Annotated in this window: 18 protein-coding genes, 1 rRNA gene and 1 pseudogene; 10 read left to right on the top strand and 10 right to left on the bottom strand. The window is 69.1% G+C overall.

What is annotated here, in order from left to right:
• Window positions 1-5 precede the first annotated feature (5 nt).
• The 5 genes from ACQPYK_RS19820 to ACQPYK_RS19800 form a co-directional block, all read right to left on the bottom strand.
• Complete coding sequence (locus ACQPYK_RS19820) at window positions 6-527, bottom strand: MauE/DoxX family redox-associated membrane protein (protein ID WP_433257224.1); 522 nt, start codon at window positions 525-527, stop codon at window positions 6-8.
• 167 nt (window positions 528-694) lie between these two features.
• Window positions 695-916, bottom strand: a complete 222-nt coding sequence (locus ACQPYK_RS19815) for a hypothetical protein (protein WP_433257222.1) — start codon at window positions 914-916, stop codon at window positions 695-697.
• A 506-nt stretch (window positions 917-1,422) separates the two neighbouring features.
• The gene (thyX, locus tag ACQPYK_RS19810) at window positions 1,423-2,148 is read right to left on the bottom strand and encodes an FAD-dependent thymidylate synthase (RefSeq protein WP_433257220.1); all 726 of its coding nucleotides are present in this window, start codon (window positions 2,146-2,148) and stop codon (window positions 1,423-1,425) included.
• A 166-nt stretch (window positions 2,149-2,314) separates the two neighbouring features.
• On the bottom strand, window positions 2,315-3,475 hold the full coding sequence (locus ACQPYK_RS19805; RefSeq protein WP_433257218.1) for an amidohydrolase family protein: 1,161 nt from the start codon (window positions 3,473-3,475) through the stop codon (window positions 2,315-2,317).
• A 101-nt stretch (window positions 3,476-3,576) separates the two neighbouring features.
• Window positions 3,577-5,721 (bottom strand): anthranilate synthase component I, encoded by a 2,145-nt coding sequence (locus ACQPYK_RS19800; protein WP_433257216.1) that lies wholly within the window; start codon window positions 5,719-5,721, stop codon window positions 3,577-3,579.
• Window positions 5,722-6,056: 335 nt separating this feature from the next.
• Between ACQPYK_RS19800 and ACQPYK_RS19795 the strand changes: the two genes are divergently transcribed.
• Window positions 6,057-7,754 carry a CocE/NonD family hydrolase gene (locus ACQPYK_RS19795; RefSeq protein WP_433258850.1) on the top strand — a complete coding sequence of 566 codons (1,698 nt, stop codon included), beginning with the start codon at window positions 6,057-6,059 and terminating at the stop codon, window positions 7,752-7,754.
• A 136-nt stretch (window positions 7,755-7,890) separates the two neighbouring features.
• Entirely contained in the window at window positions 7,891-8,844 is a 954-nt protein-coding gene (locus tag ACQPYK_RS19790) for a helix-turn-helix transcriptional regulator (RefSeq protein WP_433257214.1), read from the top strand.
• A 179-nt stretch (window positions 8,845-9,023) separates the two neighbouring features.
• Here ACQPYK_RS19790 and ACQPYK_RS19785 read toward each other — a convergent pair whose 3' ends face one another.
• From ACQPYK_RS19785 to ACQPYK_RS19770, 4 genes and pseudogenes are all read right to left on the bottom strand, one after another.
• Entirely contained in the window at window positions 9,024-9,938 is a 915-nt protein-coding gene (locus ACQPYK_RS19785; RefSeq protein WP_433258848.1) for an SDR family oxidoreductase, read from the bottom strand.
• Window positions 9,939-10,132: 194 nt separating this feature from the next.
• Window positions 10,133-10,654: a hypothetical protein gene (locus ACQPYK_RS19780; RefSeq protein ID WP_433258847.1), complete on the bottom strand. Its 522-nt coding sequence runs from the start codon at window positions 10,652-10,654 to the stop codon at window positions 10,133-10,135.
• A gap of 112 nt (window positions 10,655-10,766) precedes the next feature.
• Window positions 10,767-11,144 (bottom strand): annotated as a pseudogene (locus tag ACQPYK_RS19775) (gluconate transporter); the annotation flags it as partial.
• 72 nt (window positions 11,145-11,216) lie between these two features.
• Window positions 11,217-11,822, bottom strand: coding sequence for a gluconokinase (locus ACQPYK_RS19770; protein WP_433257212.1), 606 nt, complete (start codon window positions 11,820-11,822; stop codon window positions 11,217-11,219).
• A 135-nt stretch (window positions 11,823-11,957) separates the two neighbouring features.
• On the opposite strand from ACQPYK_RS19770, the gene ACQPYK_RS19765 reads away from it, so the two are divergent.
• The 8 genes from ACQPYK_RS19765 to ACQPYK_RS19730 all read left to right on the top strand — a co-directional run bounded on the left by ACQPYK_RS19765 (window position 11,958) and on the right by ACQPYK_RS19730 (window position 17,636).
• A complete protein-coding gene (locus ACQPYK_RS19765; protein ID WP_433257210.1) occupies window positions 11,958-12,704 on the top strand; it encodes a FadR/GntR family transcriptional regulator in 747 nt (248 codons plus the stop codon).
• A 7-nt stretch (window positions 12,705-12,711) separates the two neighbouring features.
• The gene (locus tag ACQPYK_RS19760) at window positions 12,712-12,933 is read left to right on the top strand and encodes a hypothetical protein (RefSeq protein WP_433257208.1); all 222 of its coding nucleotides are present in this window, start codon (window positions 12,712-12,714) and stop codon (window positions 12,931-12,933) included.
• Window positions 12,934-13,256: 323 nt separating this feature from the next.
• Window positions 13,257-13,811: a VOC family protein gene (locus ACQPYK_RS19755; RefSeq protein ID WP_433257206.1), complete on the top strand. Its 555-nt coding sequence runs from the start codon at window positions 13,257-13,259 to the stop codon at window positions 13,809-13,811.
• Window positions 13,811-14,452: a carboxymuconolactone decarboxylase family protein gene (locus tag ACQPYK_RS19750; RefSeq protein ID WP_433257204.1), complete on the top strand. Its 642-nt coding sequence runs from the start codon at window positions 13,811-13,813 to the stop codon at window positions 14,450-14,452. The genes ACQPYK_RS19755 and ACQPYK_RS19750 overlap by 1 nt, the downstream gene beginning before the upstream one ends.
• 134 nt (window positions 14,453-14,586) lie before the next feature.
• Complete coding sequence (locus ACQPYK_RS19745; RefSeq protein ID WP_433257202.1) at window positions 14,587-14,808, top strand: DUF3311 domain-containing protein; 222 nt, start codon at window positions 14,587-14,589, stop codon at window positions 14,806-14,808.
• A gap of 4 nt (window positions 14,809-14,812) precedes the next feature.
• Window positions 14,813-16,408, top strand: coding sequence for a monocarboxylate uptake permease MctP (gene mctP, locus ACQPYK_RS19740; RefSeq protein WP_433257200.1), 1,596 nt, complete (start codon window positions 14,813-14,815; stop codon window positions 16,406-16,408).
• A gap of 199 nt (window positions 16,409-16,607) precedes the next feature.
• Window positions 16,608-16,703, top strand: a complete 96-nt coding sequence (locus ACQPYK_RS19735) for a putative leader peptide (protein WP_433257198.1) — start codon at window positions 16,608-16,610, stop codon at window positions 16,701-16,703.
• A 27-nt stretch (window positions 16,704-16,730) separates the two neighbouring features.
• Entirely contained in the window at window positions 16,731-17,636 is a 906-nt protein-coding gene (locus ACQPYK_RS19730; RefSeq protein ID WP_433257196.1) for a TauD/TfdA dioxygenase family protein, read from the top strand.
• A 322-nt stretch (window positions 17,637-17,958) separates the two neighbouring features.
• Here ACQPYK_RS19730 and rrf read toward each other — a convergent pair.
• Window positions 17,959-18,075: ribosomal RNA gene (rrf, locus tag ACQPYK_RS19725) — 5S ribosomal RNA — on the bottom strand.
• Window positions 18,076-18,140 lie beyond the last annotated feature (65 nt).

Raw genomic sequence — 18,140 nt, 5'->3', positions numbered from 1 at the left:
GCGGTTCATTCGCCTCGGACCAGGTCGACGATGTCGTCGTAGAAGGCGGTCAGCAATGTGATCACTACCGCCGCGACCACGGAGACGGCGATGCCTCCGGCCTCCAGCGGGATATCCGCTTGGACCGTCACCCCGGCTACCGCGATACTGAGAAGAACAAGATTTCGCCACACATGACGCCAGCCCAGCGGCGTGGTCGCGCGGCCGAAACAGGCACAGGCCAGGTTCAGCTTGGCGCGTGCCGAGAGCACGGCCATCGCACTGAAAATCGACAACAGCACCATGGCCGACACCAGCGCGGGCACGCTCAGCCCGCCACCGGCGAGAAGCGCGACGCCCGTGACGGTCTCGACTCCGATCAGCGTCCACGACGCCGCTTCAGCCAGGCTCCTGCCGCTCAGCCGCAGGCTTTTCAACAGGGACGTCCACATCGCGACGGTGTCGCCGACGGATCGAGCCTTCATGAGACCGGACACGAGAAAAACGCCCGCAAGCGTGAGCCGTAGCGCCAGCGCCACATAGGGCATCGCCGCATCCTCCATCGACCGCGCCCACCGACAGCCCGGAATGGCGCATTTTAATATCGACACGGTCGCATACCAGCCGCGCACCGGAGGTGCGCGGCTGAGCCGGAAAAGGTGAATTTCCGATATGCGACCGTGTCCTCAAGGTGTTTCTACACCGCTGCTAGGAACTAGCAGCAGCCGACCCTCTCCCAGTCCCCGTAGCTCGGCCCGGAGTTACCGGCGCACACCAGGCGGGTGTACTTGTTGCGGTACGCCGACCGGAAACAGCCGAGCAAACTGAAGTCGCACTTATACTCGTAAGTGCAATCGTCCGCGGCCGCCGTGTCCTGCGGCACCAATCGGCTCAGCATCCGGTCGCCGACCGAGTCGAGAATTTTGTCAAGCCTCATTCAACGCTCCTGTTTGGGAAAGCAGCGAGGTCGCCAGTCCTGTGACGTGGCGCTTACGAGAGAAACCTAGTCGGCGTTTCTTGCGCGGATCTTGCGGGAAGTCTTACGTAGATCTTGCGGGAGATCGCCGCTTCGCGTCCGGGCCGGAACACCGCGGCACCCTTCGGCGATCGCCTACCCTGCCCAGCGCCTCCCCGGCGCACCCACCCGGCCGTTCCAGGATTCGGGTCCTCCGGACGGGGACCGCGAGCACCGCTCCCGCCGTTCCAGGATTCGGGCCCTCCGGACGGGGACCGCGAGCGCCGCTCCGGCCGCGAGGGTGGCGATGACGGCGGCCGACCGCCCGCCGCTGCGCCGCCGTAAGATCATCTGCCCCCTCGCCCAGCCGCGCGATCAGGCCGCGCATCGGCGGGTACGAAGATCACGCGGTGGGCGGCGGCCCGTGTCGGGGTCCGCCGCCTTTCCCGTCGGGACGACGCGGCTGCTCAGCCGGCGGGTCGCCCAGATCAGGGGGCGACTCGGCCGCCCGCGACGAAGGCCGCGTGGGTGAGGGGCATGAGGGCCGACCAGGCGGCCTCCATCTTCTCCGCCACCATCTCGATCTCCCGCTGCGGGAACGAGGGCACCGCGGCCTGCTCGTTCTTGGTGCGCAGGGACAGGAAGTGCATCAGCGAGCGGGCGTTGCAGGTGGCGTACATCGAGGAGAACAGGCCGACGGGCAGCACGGCCCTGGCCACCTCACGGGCGATCCCGGCCTCCAGCATCTCCTGGTAGGCGGCGTAGGACTGCCGGTAGGCCGCCTCCATCGCCTCTCTCGCGAGCTTGTGCTGCTCCTCGCTGCCCTCGACGAAGACGTATTTGCCCGGCCGTCCCTCCTGGACCAGCTTCCGCTCCCCGCTCGGAATATAGAAATTGGGGTGAAGCTCCCGATAACGACCACTTTCCTCGTTGTATGACCAGCCGACTCTGTGGCGATGGAATTCTCGGAAGACGAAGATCGGGGCGCTGACGAAGAAGGTCATCGAGTTGTGCTCGAAGGGGCTGCCGTGCCGATCGCGCATCAGGAAGTTGATCAGCCCCTTGGAGCGCTCGGGATCCTTGTGGACCTCCTCCAGCGACTGCTCCCCCGCGGTCGACACCCGCGCCGCCCAGAGCACGTCGGAGTCCGAGGCGCTGTGCTTGACCAGCTCGACGGTGACGTCGTCGAAAAAACGCGGTTGGCTGTCGTCCATGGGCTCAGACCTTCCGATGGCGGGGATGGGACGTAGGCAAGCCTAGCGTCGTCCCTGGTCGGAGCTGTTTCGACGACGCCAGGAAGCAGCGGCCCGAAAGCGACGGGCGGTAAGCGACAGCGGGTAAGCGACAGCGGGTAAGCGACAGCGGGTAAGCGACAGCGGACTACAGCCGGTAGACCCGGCGGGCGTTACCGGAGCCGATCATGTGGGCGACCCGGGCCGCGTCCGAGACGCTCCACTCGTCGTCGGCCAGCCGCAGCGCCAGCGTCCTGGCCAGTCCCCGCCGGTAGTAGAGGGCGCCCAGATGGCAGGTCTCGGCCACGCCGTAACCGTCGGAGCTGAACAGCTGCTTGTGGAAGGGGACGAGCTCCAGCAGCTCTCCCATGACCGCGGCCGATCCGGCGGCGGTGTGGGTCAGTGCGAGTCCGACGTCCACGTAGACGTGCGGGAAGACGCTGGCGAGGTAGGCCGCCTGGCGGTGGAAGGGATAGCAGTGCAGCAGGATGACCGGCACTCCGATCGGCTGCAGCGCCCGGACGAAACCGGTCATCAGCGCCGGGTCGGCGCGGTGGAGGTCCAGGTCGGGGTCGCCGTAACCGGTGTGGAACTGCAGCGGCAGGCCGCGCTCCCTGGCCACGTCCACGGCCGTCCAGAGCAGGTGACGCAGCAGCACCGGATCGGTGAGCCGCTCGCCGGGGTCGGCCAGCCGCCGGTCGGCCGCCGCGATCACCGATCCCCGGCTCGGCCGTGCCGGGTCGAAGTCGAGGCCGTGCCGGTAGGCGACGATCGACTTGAAAGCGACGGCCCGGGCGGCCCGGACGGCGAGCTCCCCGGCGAGGGCGCCGACGTAGGAGACCGGGGAGGCGGCGACCGCGGCGACGTCCCGCTCCACCTGCTCGATGCGGATGATCTCGTCGGCCGCCGCACCGCCCAGCCGGCCCATCTCGGCCACCGAGAGGAGTTCGGGGCCGTTGACGCCGGCGTCGACCAGGAAGGCCACGATCCCAGCCGCGCACAGCAGCCTCCGGTTGACCTCGGCCGGACCGAGCTCGGACCGGCGGGCCAGATAGACGGCGGGCGGCACGTGCGGGTCCAGATCGAGGACCGGCGCGCACCAGCGCCGGACCGCGGCGCCGGCGGGGGTGTCGAAATGGGTGGTGCCCGGCGGCGCCGGGGTGCCGGCCTCGGTGATCAGCATCTCGAACCGCGCCCTGGTCAGGTCGTCGCGGCGCACCCCGTGGCAGTGGTGGTCGACCAGCGGGGCCAGCAGGGCTTCCCGTACCGGGTCGGGCAGCTCGACGGGCAGCGTGTCCTGCGGTTTCATGCCGGCTCCTCCCACGGCTACGGGCGGACCGGGGAAGCCGGTCCGCCTGCGGTCCTACGGCAGGAGCACTCTATGACCACCGCGCGTGATCTCGCCTGCCTTTAGGCAGAGGCACGGCAGAGCCGGAGAACATTGGAGATGATCTTCGCGCCGGCCCCGCCCTCGGCGGTGAGGATCGACTCGGGGTGGAACTGCACCGCGAAGCGCCTTCTGGCCACGTCCTCGATCGCCATCACCGCGCCGTCGGGGGTGAGGGCGGTGGCCGTGAAGCCGGTGACCCCGGGCTGCTTGGCATGAAGGGAGTGGTAGCGGGCCGCGGTGAACTCCTCCGGGAGCCCGTCCAGCAGGGCGCTGGCGCCGATCCGCCGCACCTGGCCGCGCTTGCCGTGCTCGGGGTGGGACAGCAGTTCCAGCGTGCCGCCCGCCTGCTCGACCATGCCCTGCAGGCCGAGGCAGACGCCGAACACCGGCAGCTCGCGCTCGTACAGGGCCCCGACCAGATCCGTGAGGCCGAAGTCCGACGGCCATCCCGGGCCGGGCGACAGCACCACGAGTGACGGCGCGATCTCGTCGATCATCGTCACGGGGAAGCCGTGCCGGAGCGTGACGACCTCCGCGCCCTGCTGGCGGAAGTAGTCGGCCAGGGTGTTGACGAAGGAGTCCTCATGGTCCACGAGCAGCACCTTCATGCCCTCGCCGGGCTGCTCCCGGACCGGCTCCGGCGCGCGTCGCTCCTGCTGCCGGGCCGCGCCCACCGCCGCCAGGGCGCCGAGCAGGGCGCTGGCCTTCAGCTCGGTCTCCCGTTCCTCGGCCTCCGGGTCGGAGTCGAACAGAAGCGTGGCGCCGGCCCTGACGGTGGCGACGCCGCCGCGGATCTGTGCGGTGCGCAGGGTCAGGCCGGTGTTCATCGAACCGTCGAAGCCGATGTAGCCGACCGCTCCGCCGTACCAGCGCCTGGTGGTGGCCTCGTGGTCCTCGATGAACTGCATCGCCCAGGCCTTGGGGGCGCCGGTGACGGTGACGGCCCACATGTGGGTGAGGAAGGCGTCCAGCGCGTCGAACTCCGGCCGCAGGCGTCCCTCGATGTGGTCGACGGTGTGGATCAGCCGCGAGTACATCTCGATCTGGCGCCGGCCGATGACCTGAACGCTGCCCGGCACGCAGACGCGTGACTTGTCGTTGCGGTCCACGTCGGTGCACATGGTCAGCTCCGACTCCTCCTTCACACTGGTCAGGAGGGTGCGGATCGCCTCGGCGTCCTCGATCGGGTTGCCCCCGCGGGCGATGGTTCCGGAGATCGGGCAGGTCTCGACGCGGTCCCCGCTGACCCGGACGTACATCTCCGGGGAGGCGCCGACCAGGTGCTCGTCCTCGCCGAGGTTGAACAGGAACTCGTACGGCGCGGGGTTGACCTTGCGCAGGGTCCGGTAGAACGCGGCCGGGTCGGTGCAGGCGGCGTGGAAGACCTGGCCTGGGACGACCTCGAACAGGTCGCCGCGGACGAACTTCTCCTTGGCCGCGGCGACGACCCGTGCGTAGGTGCCCTTCTCCGGGTCGGCGGGCAACTCGGCGGGAGCGGCGGGCAGCGGGACGCTCTCCCCCTCGCGGGCCAGACCGTGGGTGGAGATCCCGTCCACGGTGAACTCGTAGCGGTATTCCTTGCTGGTCTCCCGCTTGCGGTCGATCACCATCACCCGGTCGGGCAGGTGCAGCACCAGGTCGCGCTGGTCCTCGGCGCGGGTGAGGACGTGCCGGATCGGCTCGAACTGGAAGGCCAGGTCGTATCCGAAGGAACCGTACAGTCCCAGGTGCTCGTCCTCGCCCTTGAACGCGGCGATGATCTCTCGGATCGCGGTGAAGACCGTGGGGCGGCGGCTGCGCATCTCCTCGGGGAGGATGTCCTCGGACTCGGCGACGTAGACCTCGACGTGGTCGGCGGTCGGCTCCCCGGTGGGCTTGCCCGCGGCGAGCAGGCAGGACGTGACCGCCGGCAGCACGACCCGGCCCCGGGCGTTCAGGGCGCGGGCGGCGATCCTGCGGCCCCTGGCCACGATCTCCAGGCAGGGGTCGACGTAGGCCAGGTGCCACCGGCTGTAGCGGCCGGGATACTCCATCCCGGAGGAGAGCACGCCGCCGCGACGCTCACCGAGCGTCGTGACGACGTCTTCGAGCATCGTCTCGGGCACATCGGACGCCGTGACCTCGACTTCGATGCCACCGGCGGTGGTATATCCGCTCGTCTCCACTACAGCCTCGCCCCTTTGTGATTTCCCTGATGCCCAGAGGGGGCGGACACAGCAAGGACCGCCTGTCTGGGCGGCCGTCTGTCTGCTCGCGAATGCGAAACCTGCGCCGCCTAGAAGCGGCGCCACCACTGAAGGGTGTCGAGGTATCGCATACCGCGAAGACTACCGGCGACAAGCGTGATCATGCAACGTGACCGGGTGGCGGCGAGTCGGTCTCCCCCGTCATCTGACCAGCGAGGACGCCCACGCCGCCGGCGCCGCGGCCGAGGGGCGCCCGTCCCGCGGAACTTTCGACCGGTGCGGACGGCCGGCTCGGCCGGAATCCGGCGGTGATCATGCGGCGACCGGGCGGGGCGCCGGTGGAGGCGCTGCCCGGTCGCCATGACGGGCGTCACATCGGCCGCCTCTGGCCCATCCGGGGCGTGATCTGTTACGAGTGGTGGATGCCCCCGTATCGCGTCGCTCTCCAGCGTGACCTGCCGGTGCCGATGACCGACGGGGTCACGCTCCTGGCCGACCGCTACGTGCCGGTCGGCGCCGTGCGGCCGCCCACGGTCCTGGTCCGCTCGCCGTACGGCAGGCGCGGAGTGTTCGGGCTGGCCTTCGGCCGGGCGTTCGCGCGGCGGGGGTTCCAGGTGATCCTGCAGAGCTGCCGGGGCGGGTTCGGCTCCGGTGGCCTGCTCGACCCGCTCGGCGACGAGCACGACGACGGGCTGGCCACGCTGGCCTGGCTGCGCGGGCAGCCCTGGTACGGCGGAAGCCTCGCGATGCACGGCCCCTCGTATCTGGGCTACACCCAGTGGGCGATCGCCCCGTTCGCCGGACCCGACCTGAAGGCCATGGCCACCTCGGTGACCGCCTCCCAGTTCCGGGACGCCGCCTACGTGGGCGGGGCCTTCGCTCTGGAGTCGTCGCTGATCTGGACCACGCTGACCGCCTCGATGGACAGCCGGTTCGGCGGGGCCGGCGCGCTGCTGGCCCCGCGCAGGACGCGACGCGCGGCACTGTCGGGACGACCGCTCGGAGAGCTGGACGTGCTGTCGGCGGGCAGGGGGATGCCCTTCTTCCAGGATCTGCTCACCTATCACGCGGATCCGGCCGACTACTGGGGCAGACGCGACTTCTCGGCCTCGGTGGGAGAGGTGGAGGCGGCGGTCACCATGGTCGGCGGCTGGTACGACGTGTTCCTGCCATGGCAGGTCAAGGACTACACGGCGATGCGGGCCGCGGGGCGACGGCCGTACCTGACGATCGGGCCGTGGTACCACGCGGACATCCGGCACGGCCGGGTGGCCAACGCCGACGCGCTGGCCTGGTTCCGGGCGCACCTGCTGGGCGACCCGTCGGGGCTGCGGGAGCAGCCGGTCAGGTTGTACGTCACCGGCGCGGACCAGTGGCGCGACTATCCCGACTGGCCGGTGCCGGGCATGCGGGAGCAGCGCTGGCACCTGCAGCCGGGGTTCGCCCTCGCGCCGGACGGTCCGCGGGGCGGCGCGCCCGACCGCTACCGCTACGATCCCGCCCACCCGACTCCCGCGCTGGGCGGTCCGGTCCTGCTGGGCAACTCCGAACCGCGCGACAACCGGCGCCTGGAGGCCCGGCGCGACGTGCTCGTCTACACCGGCCCCGAGCTCCACGAGGACACGGAGATGATCGGCCCGGTCTCGGCCGACCTGTACGTCCGCTCCGGCACCGAATATGCCGACGTGGTGGTGCGGGTCTGCGACGTCCATCCGAACGGCGCCTCCTACAACGTGTGCGAGGGCGTGCGTCGCCTGGCGCCCGGCGCTCCCCCGGCCGATGCCGACGGGGTCCGCCGCGTCCGGGTGGACCTGTGGCCGATCGGCCATCGTTTCCGGCGCGGCCACCGGATCCGCCTGCACGTCGCCGGCGGCGCCTACCCCCGTATCGCCCGCAACCTCGGCACCGGAGAGCCCATCGGCACCGGCAGCACGATGATCGCGGCCGACCACGAGGTCTTCCACGATCCGGCTCGCCCCTCCGCGGTCGTGCTCCCCCTCGTCCGGGGATGAAGGACGGCGGCCGGGTCGAACGGGCGCGGTGTCCGGGTTGCGGTGTCCGGGTCGAACGGGCGCGGTGTCCGGGTTGCGGTGTCCGGGTCGAACGGGCGCGGTGTCCGGGTTGCGGTGTCCGGGTTAGGGTCGGGGAGTGCGTGCGGCCAGGTTGATGTCGTTGGTGCTGCTGTTGCAGGCCCGCGGGGGCATGACCGCCGCGGAGCTCTCCCGGGAGCTGGAGGTCTCCGAGCGGACCGTCCACCGGGACGTGCTGGCCCTGGCGGAGGCGGGGGTGCCGGTCTACGCCGATCGCGGCCGGGGCGGGGGGTATCGCCTGTTGGCGGGATACCGCACCCGGCTCACCGGCCTGGACCGGGCGGAGGCCGAGGCGCTGTTCCTGTCCGGCGTGCCGGAGGCCCTGCGGCAGATGGGGCTGGCCGAGGTGGCCGCCACGGCCAGGTTGAAGGCCTCGGCCGCGCTCTCGCCCGGCGTGCGGGACGCGCCCGCGACCGCCGCGCAGCGCTTTCACCTGGACGCGCCCGGCTGGTTCGCCAGCGAGCGGCCGCCTCCCGCGGCACTGGCGCCGCTGGCCGGGGCGGTATGGGACGACCGTCCGGTCACCGCCCTCTACCGGGGGGCGCGGCGGACGCTGGACCCGTACGGGCTCGTGCTCAAAGCCGGCGTCTGGTATCTGGCGACCCGATCCGCGATCTACCGCGTGGATCGCTTCGCCGAGGTGGAGATCCACGCCGACCGGCACTTCGAGCGCGACCGCGCCTTCGACCTGGCCGCGTTCTGGAGCGGGCGTGCCGCCGAGTTCGCCCGTTCCCTGCTCACCGCGCGCGTCACGGTGCGGCTCAGCCCGACCGGCTACCGCCGGCTACCCCACTTCGCCGATCCCGCGGCCATCGACGACGCGCTGGCCTCTGCGGGGGAACCCGACGAACGGGGCTGGATCACCGTGTCCCTGCCCGTGGAGTCACTTGAGGTGGCCCACGACCAGATCGTCCGGTTCGGCCCGGAGGCCGAGGTCATCGACCCGCCCGAGCTACGCGCCGGCCTGGCCGAGGCCGCCGCACGGCTGCACTCCCTGTACGGCGGGGCCTGAGGCCACGGCGCCGCGCGGCTGTTCTCGCACGACGATGTCCGTTCCCGTGACGATGTCCGTTCCCGTACGGCAGGACCGGCACCGCACGACAGGACCGGCACCGCAAGGCGAGATCCGGTCGTGCGGACCGGGTTGAAACCGCACCTCCGGAGTTCGGGGTCACCGCGGGGACGGGCGCGTCAGCGGTACCCCGTCACGTCGGCGGGCAGACCTCTGTCCTGGACCTCGACGAGATAGCGCCAGGCGTCCGGCCTGCTGCCGTCGGTGTCGGTGAAGCCGTACACCTGGGCCAATCGCCCGCTGGAGAGGGACTGTCCCGACCACCGCCCCCGGTCCTCGTCCGCCGCCAGCGCGACGACCGCGCGGCCGGTGTAGGCGGGTGACTCCGAGATCGCGAAATGCGGTTCCCGGGCGGTGGCGTCGCGCCAGTTGTCCTCGGTGACGCCGAAGTGTTCGAGCATCATCTCCGAGCGCAGCCAGCCGGGTGTCAGCGAGACCGCCGCACAGCCGTGCGAGCGCAGCTCGTGGGCCTGGGAGAAGGCCAGACGGTTCACCGAGACCTTCGCCAGGTCATAGAAGAACGAGACCCGGTAGTTGGCGGCGTTGTACTCCGCGGTTCCGTCGGTCATCTCGACGACCAGACCGCCGGGGTTCCTGATCAGCAGGGGCAGGGCGTGGTGGCTGGTGATGACGTGGGTGTCGATCGCCAGCCGGAGCAGACGCAGCCCGTCCTGCAGCGGGTGCTCCCACAGCGGGGTGTGCCAGGCCGCCAGCGCCTCACCGCCCCAGATGTCGTTGACCAGCAGGTCGAGCCTGCCCCGCTCGCGATCGATCCGTGCCACCAGGTCTCGCACCTGCTCGGCCTCCAGGTGGTCGACCTGGAGCGCGACGCCCTCTCCGCCGGCGCGTGTCACGAGCTCGGCCGTCTCCTCGATGGTCTCGGGCCGGTTCATCTCCGAGCGGTGCTCCCGCGTGGTCCTGCCGGTGCAGTAGACCGTGGCCCCCGCCTCGCCCAGCGCGACCGCGATCGCCCTGCCCGTCCCCCGTGTCGCCCCGGCGACCAGGGCGACCTTTCCCTTCAGCGTTCCGTTCATGGTTGTGCGCATGGAGAAGATGCTGGCCGGAAAGCAGGACATCTCCTGTCATGTTTTCTTCGGCCTTCTTCGAAGGGGCGCCGGCCGCACGCTCCACTCCGCCTCGTCCCGTAGCGGGCGGGCCGTACCCGGTCGTCTCCGGCCGGGTCACGTGCCCGCGGATGGCCGCCCGCAGGCGCGTGACCGGGCGAGCCCTAGACGACCAGATTCAGCAGCAGGACCAGCACCAGGCCGGTCACCGAGATGATGGTCTCCATCGTCGACCAGGTCTTGACGTTCTGGCCCACGGTGAGCCTGAAGTACTCCTTGACCAGCCAGAAGCCCGCGATCGGCGGCAGCGACTGCTCCAGGGACTTCGCGATCGCCCTTTTGTCCATGGCGGCGCTGCGTCCCAGGGTGAACATCGCGACGATGACGGCGATCAGCAGCGCCACCAGCGGCGTGCCGAGGAAGTCGAGCACCATGCGGGCGGCGTTGGTCTTGGGGGCGAAGATGTCGGCGAGGGCCTTGCCCATCATCAGCACGACCGGCAGCAGCACGGTGGCGAGGGTGACGCCGAACGCCGGCCGCCGGATGTCCTCCGTACCGGTCCTGGCCTCGTAGAGCTCCGGGGCCGGGACGTCCACCCAGCGGGCGGCGTACTTCGAGAACAGCGGGCCGGCGATGGCCACGGTCGGAAGGGCCACGAGCACGCCGAGAGCCAGGGTGAGGCCCAGGTCGGCCTTGAGCGCGTCGATGGCGACCAGCGGCCCCGGGGTGCGGGGGCACGAGCCCGTGCATCACCGACAGGCCCGCCAGCGCGGGGATTCCCACCCGGACCAGGGAGAGCCCGGAGCGACGGGCGACCAGGAAGATGACCGGCATCAGCAGGACGAGGCCGATCTCGAAGAACATCGGCAGGCCGATCAGCGCGCCCACCGCGGCCATCGCCTAGGGCAGGGAACGAGGGCTCGACCGGCCGACGATCGTGTCGACGATCTCGTCGGCCCCGCCGGAGTCGGCGAGGAGCTTGCCGAACATCGCACCGAGCACGATGAGCGTGCCGACGCCGGCCGCGGTACTGCCGAAGCCGGCGGTGAAGTTGGCGATGGTGTCGGCCATCGGCAAGCCCGCGATGGCTCCAACGGCCAGCGAGCCGATGGTCAGGCTCAGGAAGGGGTGAAGTCTGAAATACGTGATCAGCAGGACGATCAGGGCGATGCCCACGAGCGCCGCGGGGACCAGCCGGCCCGGGGAGGCCGCGGCGGGGGCCGCGAGTGCGATCAGGGTGGGCTCATGTCACTCTCCTGGGTTCGCCGGGCCGCCGGTGCCCGGGGCCGGCTCGGTGGGGGGTGCCGGCTGCGGCCGTGTCCGGGGGGATCGCGTCGCGGCGAGATAGGCTTCGACGATCTCGTCGACCGGCTTGTCGAGGTCGAGGACGATCCCGTGCTCGTCCGGCTCCAGCGGCTCCAGCGTCGCGAACTGCGAGGCGACCAGCGAGGCCGGCATGAAGTGCCCCGGCCGGCCGGCCATCCTCCGGCGTACGACCTCGGCGTCGCCGTCCAGATGCAGGAAGCTCACCGCCGGGGCAGAGTCGCGCAGGATGTCGCGGTAACCGCGCCTGAGCGCCGAGCAGCTCACCACGCCGCCGGTGGCGGCGTTCCTGGCCAGCCAGGAGCCGATCGTCTGCAGCCACGGCAGCCGGTCGCCGTCGTCGAGCGGTATGCCGGCCGACATCTTGGCGATGTTGGCCGCGCTGTGGAAGTCGTCGGCGTCCGCGAACGGCACGCGCAGCCGCTGGCCGAGCGCGGCACCCACGGTGGTCTTGCCCGAACCCGTCACTCCCATGACGACGAGCAGCGGGGCGGTGGAGGTCGGGACGGCAGGGTCTTGTGCGGGATCCATCGTTAAGCCTCTCGTGTCGAGCTTTGCGCCAGAGTGACACGCTTAGGCATATGTAATCAATAGTTAACTTGAATAAGGCATATCTTTTAAGCTCGGCAGGGGTACTGATGGAGATCCGTGCGAGGATTGGCCGTTGTGGGAGACAATGACCAGACCATCGGAGGGCTGCATCAGAGTGTCCTCGACAAGCTCGGGCTGCTGATCACCGCGGGCGATCTCGCCGCCGACCAGGTGCTGAAGATCGAAGAGCTGGAGCTTCGCTTCGGAGTCTCCCGGTCGGTGATCCGCGAGACGATCCGCGTCCTCGAATCGATGGGCATGGTGGGCAGCCGCCGCCGCGTCGGCGTCATCGTGGCTCCCCGTGCGCAATGGAACCTGTTCGACCCTCGGGTCATCCGGTGGCGGCTCGCCGGCCAGGACCGCGAAGAGCAGCTCAGATCGCTGGGCGAGCTGCGCCACGGCGTCGAGCCGGTGGCCGCGGCCCTCGCCGCGCGCCACGCGACTCCCGAACAGTGCGGCGCGCTGACCGGCGCCGTCATGCAGATGGCCGTGCACGGCAGGTCCGGCGATCTGGAGGCCTACCTGGCGGCCGACATCCTCTTCCACCGCACGCTGCTGGAGTCCTCGGGCAACGAGATGCTCGGAGCGCTCACCGACGTGGTCGCCGAGGTGCTGACCGGCCGGACGCATCATCACCTCATGCCGGCGCGTCCCGAGCCGGCGGCGATCCGGTGGCACGCGGAGGTCGCGCAGGCGGTGCAGTCGGGAGACGCCGCGGCCGCCGAACGCGCCATGCGCGACATCGTCGACGAGGCGACCCGGGCGATGCTGGGCGGCGTTCCCGGAGAGACCCGGCCGGCCTCCGAACAGATCCGGTCATGAGTGCCCCATGGGCGCCGTGATCGGACTCTCCCCTGGCGACCTGCGCATGCTCACCGACCCGTCCATCGATTCTGCGCGGGTGTCGGCCGATTCTGCGCGGGTGTCGGCGACGCCTCACCGGCTCGGCGCGCCGCCCCCGGCGCAGCGCCTCTCGGTCACGCATGGAGGCGAGCACGTACGGATCGCGGCGTGGCCCGACGACGCCCTCGTCGGGCCACGCCGAATCTGACGTGCCGAGCCGATGTTCCCGTGGAACCCTGCTCGAAACACGATGGTGACGTCCCATGCCCCACGACCCATGCCCCGCAGCCGTGGGCCGTCCCGGCGGTGTGACCCGGCGGTGTGACCCGGACAGCGTACGGCCGAGATCTCGAGCTGCCAGACCCCGAGACCGGCAAGCCTTGAGAGCGCCAGACCGCGAGCCGCAAGGCCGTAAGACCACGCGAGTGGGCCAGGCGGCCGGTGGCGCCCATCACGTCCCTGTCGTCCCGGCCATGTTTCGGGTGACCCAGGTGTGATAAGTAACTCATTACTTCGACGAGCGAGGAGACCATGGGCGACAACACCGAGTTCGAGCTACGCGGGGTCAACCATCTCGCGCTGGTGTGCTCGGACATGAAACAGACGGTCGACTTCTACTCCGGCGTCCTGGGCATGCCCCTGATCAAGACGATCGAGCTGCCGATGGGCTGGGGCCAGCATTTCTTCTTCGACTGCGGCGGCGGCAACGCCCTGGCGTTCTTCTGGTTCCCCGACGCCCCCGAAGCGGTGCCCGGCGTCTCCGCGCCGAAGAACCTGCCCGATCGGGGCGAGCTGCTGTCGGCGGTCGGCTCGATGAACCACATCGCGCTCGACGTGGCACCGGACAAGATCGAGGAATATCGCGACAAGCTCATCGCCAAGGGCGTGGATGTGGGGGTGCTCCTCAACCACGACGACAGCGAGTTCGGCATCGCGCCCGAGATGCAGGAGGGTGTGTTCGTCCGCTCGATCTACTTCAAGGACCCCGACGGGATCCTGCTGGAGTTCGCCGCCTGGACCCGCGAGCTCGGACTGCCCGAGGACGTCCACCACGAGCCGAAGACCGCCGCCGACAGGACCGTGTGATGCCGCGGCTGCGCCAGGTGCCCCGCGCGGAGGTCACCGACCCGCTCACCCTGTTCTTCTACGACCGACTGTTCGGCCCCGACCGGGATCCGGCGGCCGACCCCGGCACCGCGACCGGCTCCCCGGGTGACTGGTGGACGGTCTTCGCGCTGGACCCGGCCATCCTCAGGCACTGCGTGAAAGGCTTTCAGCTCTACCGGGAGGCCAAGCTCGATCCCGTGCTGCGCGAGCTGGGACAGTGCAGGGCAGGGTGGGCGCGGGGCAGCAAGTTCGTCTTCTCCCAGCACTGCAAGCAGATGCGGGCGCTGGGCGTGCCTGACGAGAAGGTCCAGGCGGTCGCGTATTGGCAGGTCAGCCTGCACTTCGACGAGCTGGAGCGTGCCGTCCTGGCCTACACCGACGGCCTGGTGCTCGACGGCGGGCGGGTGCACGACGAGATCTTCGCGGCCCTGAAGGCACGCCTGTCGGACCAGCAGATCCTGGAGCTGACCTACGTCACATGCCTTTATGAAATGCATGCCACGATGTCAAGAGCCCTACGACTGGAATTCGACGACCGGCCGGAACCCGTCGTCGAAGTGGACGCGCCCGAGGGATACGGCAACCGCGACATCGCAGACGAGCTCCGCACCGGAGGTTGATCTACCGTTCGCCGCGCCAACCACTCCGCTGGGCGCTTGGCGATCGCAATGAAACATTCACCTAATTACGCTGCCGGTCAGCCGAACAGGACAGCCGTAGCCGACTGCCTCCTCTCCACCTTCAGGAGACCGAGTTGACCACTTCCGACAAGGATCACAGCGATCGCAGCGATCGCAGCCCGTGGAACTGGCTGTTGATTCTGCCGATCATCCTACCTTTACTGCCCTTCCTCTTCAATTTCGACGAGCCTCGACTCTTCGGTTTCCCGCGGTTCTACTGGCTCCAGTTCGCTTTCATCGCGGTCGGCGTCATATGCACCACGATCGTCTACCAGATGACCAAGCGGAAGCGGTGACCCCGTGAGCGAGCACTTGACCGAGATCATCGTCTTCTCCATATTGTTCCTGCTGGTCAGCGGCATGGGTTTCGTGGCCGCGCGCTGGCGCCGCCCGGACAACCTGGCCACCCTCGACGAATGGGGATTGGGCGGCCGGAGTTTCGGCCCCTGGGTCACCTGGTTCCTCGTCGGCGGCGACCTCTACACCGCTTACACCTTCGTGGCCGTGCCCGCCCTGCTCTGGAGCGCGGGAGCGATGGGCTTCTTCGCCGTGCCGTACACGATCGTGGTCTACCCGATCGTGTTCCTGGTGCTGTTGCGGCTCTGGTCGGTCTCGCACGTGCACGGCTTCGTGACCCCGGCCGACTTCGTCCGTGCCCGCTTCGGCTCTCCCACGCTGGCGCTGCTGATCGCGATCACCGGCATCGTCGCGACGATGCCCTACATCGCGTTGCAGCTCGTCGGCATCGAGGCCGTGCTGAAGTCGATGGGGGTGACCGGCCATCTGCCGATCATCATCGCCTTCGCCATCCTGGCCGCCTACACCTACCAGTCGGGCCTGCGCGCTCCGGCACTGATCGCCTTCGTCAAGGACACCCTGATCTACATCGTGATCCTGGTCGCGATCTTCGCGATACCCGCCCAGATCGAAGGCGGCTGGTCAGGGATCTTCGACGCGGCCCAGGCCAAGTTCGCCGCCTCGCCCGCGCCGGGGGACGGCATCCTGCTCAACGCCAACAACCAGCTGCAGTACATCACGCTGGCCCTGGGCTCGGCGCTCGCGCTCTTCCTCTACCCGCACAGCATCACCGGTGTGCTGGCGTCGAGGAACCGTGACGTGATCAAGCGGAACATGTCCGCGCTCCCCGCCTACAGCCTGCTGCTGGGTCTGATCGCGCTGCTCGGCTACATGGCCATCGCGGCCGGGGTCAAGCCCATCGGCAAGGACAACAACACGATCGTGCCGCAGCTGTTCGACCGGATGTTCCCCGACTGGTTCACCGGCGTCGCCTACGCCGCGGTCGGCATCGGCGCGCTGGTCCCCGCCGCGATCATGTCCATCGCCGCGGCGAACCTGTTCACCCGCAACGTCTACAAGGAGTACCTGAAGCCGAACGCCAGCGAGGCCGACGAAGCCCGCGTCTCGAAGATCACCTCGCTGCTCGTCAAGGTCGGCGCGGTGCTGTGCATCCTGTTCCTGGACACCGGATTCTCCATCGACCTCCAACTCATCGGCGGCGTCATCATCCTGCAGACGCTCCCGGCGGTCGCGCTCGGTCTCTACACCCGGTGGTTCCACCACGGCGGCCTCATCGCCGGATGGGCTGCGGGCATGGCGACCGGAATGGTCCTGCTCTACAACATCGGCAACCCGACCACCGGCAAGCTGCACTTCGCCGGATCGGCGTTCCCGCTGGAGAAGCTTGGCCTGGACACCAAGATGACCATCTACGCCGGCATCCTCGCCCTGGCCGTCAATCTGACCGTCGCCGCGATCGGCACGGTCATCGCCCGCGCCGTCAACGCTTCCGAGGGCGACGACGCCACCCGGCCGGACCACTACCTCGCCGACGAGGGTGACCCCCGGATCAAGGACCTCGGTCTCACCGCCCACTGACGTTCGGTACGGCTCGCACCCAGCGTGGGCGGGTGCGAGCCGTACCGAGCGGGCTTCCCCCGAAGACGGCAGGCGCACGGTCCGGACGTCCCGCCGCCGGTCCGTGAATCCGGATGGCCTTTCCGGAGCCCCGATCTAAATCATGTATTTCCTACCGTGTTAGTTGACAATTATCGCCAAGGAGACTTACGTTGAAGACGTGACCCACCGGCTGTATCTCACCACGCGCCACCACGTGGACTTCTGCCGCGTGGCCAGCGCACTGTGTCCTTCCGTCCGGCCCCGATCCCTCTGAAGATCCCCAACCGGAAGGAAGACCGTAATGCCCTCCCCCTTCATCAGCCCGGTAGCCGGACGCATCGGCGCCGAGGTAAGCGGCGTCCGGCTCGGTGGCGGCCTGCCCGCCGAGACCGTCGCGGAGATCCGCGCCGCGCTGCTCCGCCACAAAGTGATCTTCTTCCGTGGCCAGGAGCACCTCGACGAACAGAGTCAGGTGGCCTTCGCCGGTCTGCTCGGCGACCTGACCACCGCCCACCCGACCGTGCCGGCGCTGAACGACAACTCCCACATCCTCGACCTGGACTACAGCCATGGCCAGAAGGTCGACCGCTGGCACACCGACGTGACCTTCGTCGACCGCCCTCCGCTGGCCTCGGTGTTGCGCGCCGTGACCGTTCCCCCTGCGGGCGGCGACACCCTGTGGGCCAACACTGTGAGCGCCTATGACAATCTGCCGCCAGAACTGGCCGACCTGATCAAAGGCCTGCGCGCCGTCCACACCAACCAGTTCGACTACGCCAGGATCGCCACCTCCGCCGATCCCGACCGAACCCGCGAATACGCCGAGATCTTCACCTCCACCGTCTTCGAGACCGAACACCCCGTCGTCCGCGTCCACCCCGAGACCGGCGAGCGATCGATTCTGCTGGGCGACTTCGCCAAACGCATCGTCGGCCTGCCCGCCGACATCTCGGCCAGCCTGATCCGCCTGATCCAGGAGCAGGTGACCCAGGTCGAGAACACCGTTCGCTGGCGTTGGGCCCCGGGTGACGTCGCGATCTGGGACAACCGGGCCACACAACATCGAGTCGTGCACGACTTCGACAACCGGCCTCGCCGGCTCCACCGGGTCACCGTCGCCGGTGATATCCCGGTCGGTGTGGATGGGCGGCCGAGCGCGGTCCTGTCCGGCGACTCCTCGGCGTACTCCTCACCCATCGCCGCCTGACGGCGCTCGTCTCCGCCCCGGCCGCTACGTCCTTTACGACCTTTTCCGCTACGACCTTTACGACCTTTCCCACTGCCCCCGATCGAGCCCGCCCGGTTTCCTCCCCCGGGCGGGCTTGTTCTCTGGAACCGGAAAAGCCCAGGACGCTGTCCGCTCGGCCAGGGAAGAGACCGGAAGCAAGGAAAAGAACCGCAGGAGCGGGAAAAGAACCCAGAAAAAGGCGCGGACAAAGAGCCCGAGAAAGCACGAACAAAGAACCCCAAAGGGCCGGGAAAACAGAAAAGGCCACCCCAAAAAAGGGGTGGCCTCTTCCCAAACGATTGTCCGGCGGCGACCTACTCTCCCACACCGTCCCCGGTGCAGTACCATCGGCGCTGAAGAGCTTAACTTCCGGGTTCGGAATGTAACCGGGTGTTTCCCCTTCGCCATAACCGCCGTAACACTATGAAACTATCAAACACACACAACGGGTGCTTGTTGTTTCAGAATTGCCTAGTGGACGCG

The sequence above is a fragment of the Streptosporangium sp. CA-135522 genome, assembly GCF_050949235.1.
In the GTDB taxonomy this organism is placed as follows: Bacteria; Actinomycetota; Actinomycetes; order Streptosporangiales; family Streptosporangiaceae; genus Streptosporangium.
The sequence above is the reverse complement of the archived record's forward strand: the minus strand, read 5'-3'. Positions and strand labels throughout refer to the sequence as shown.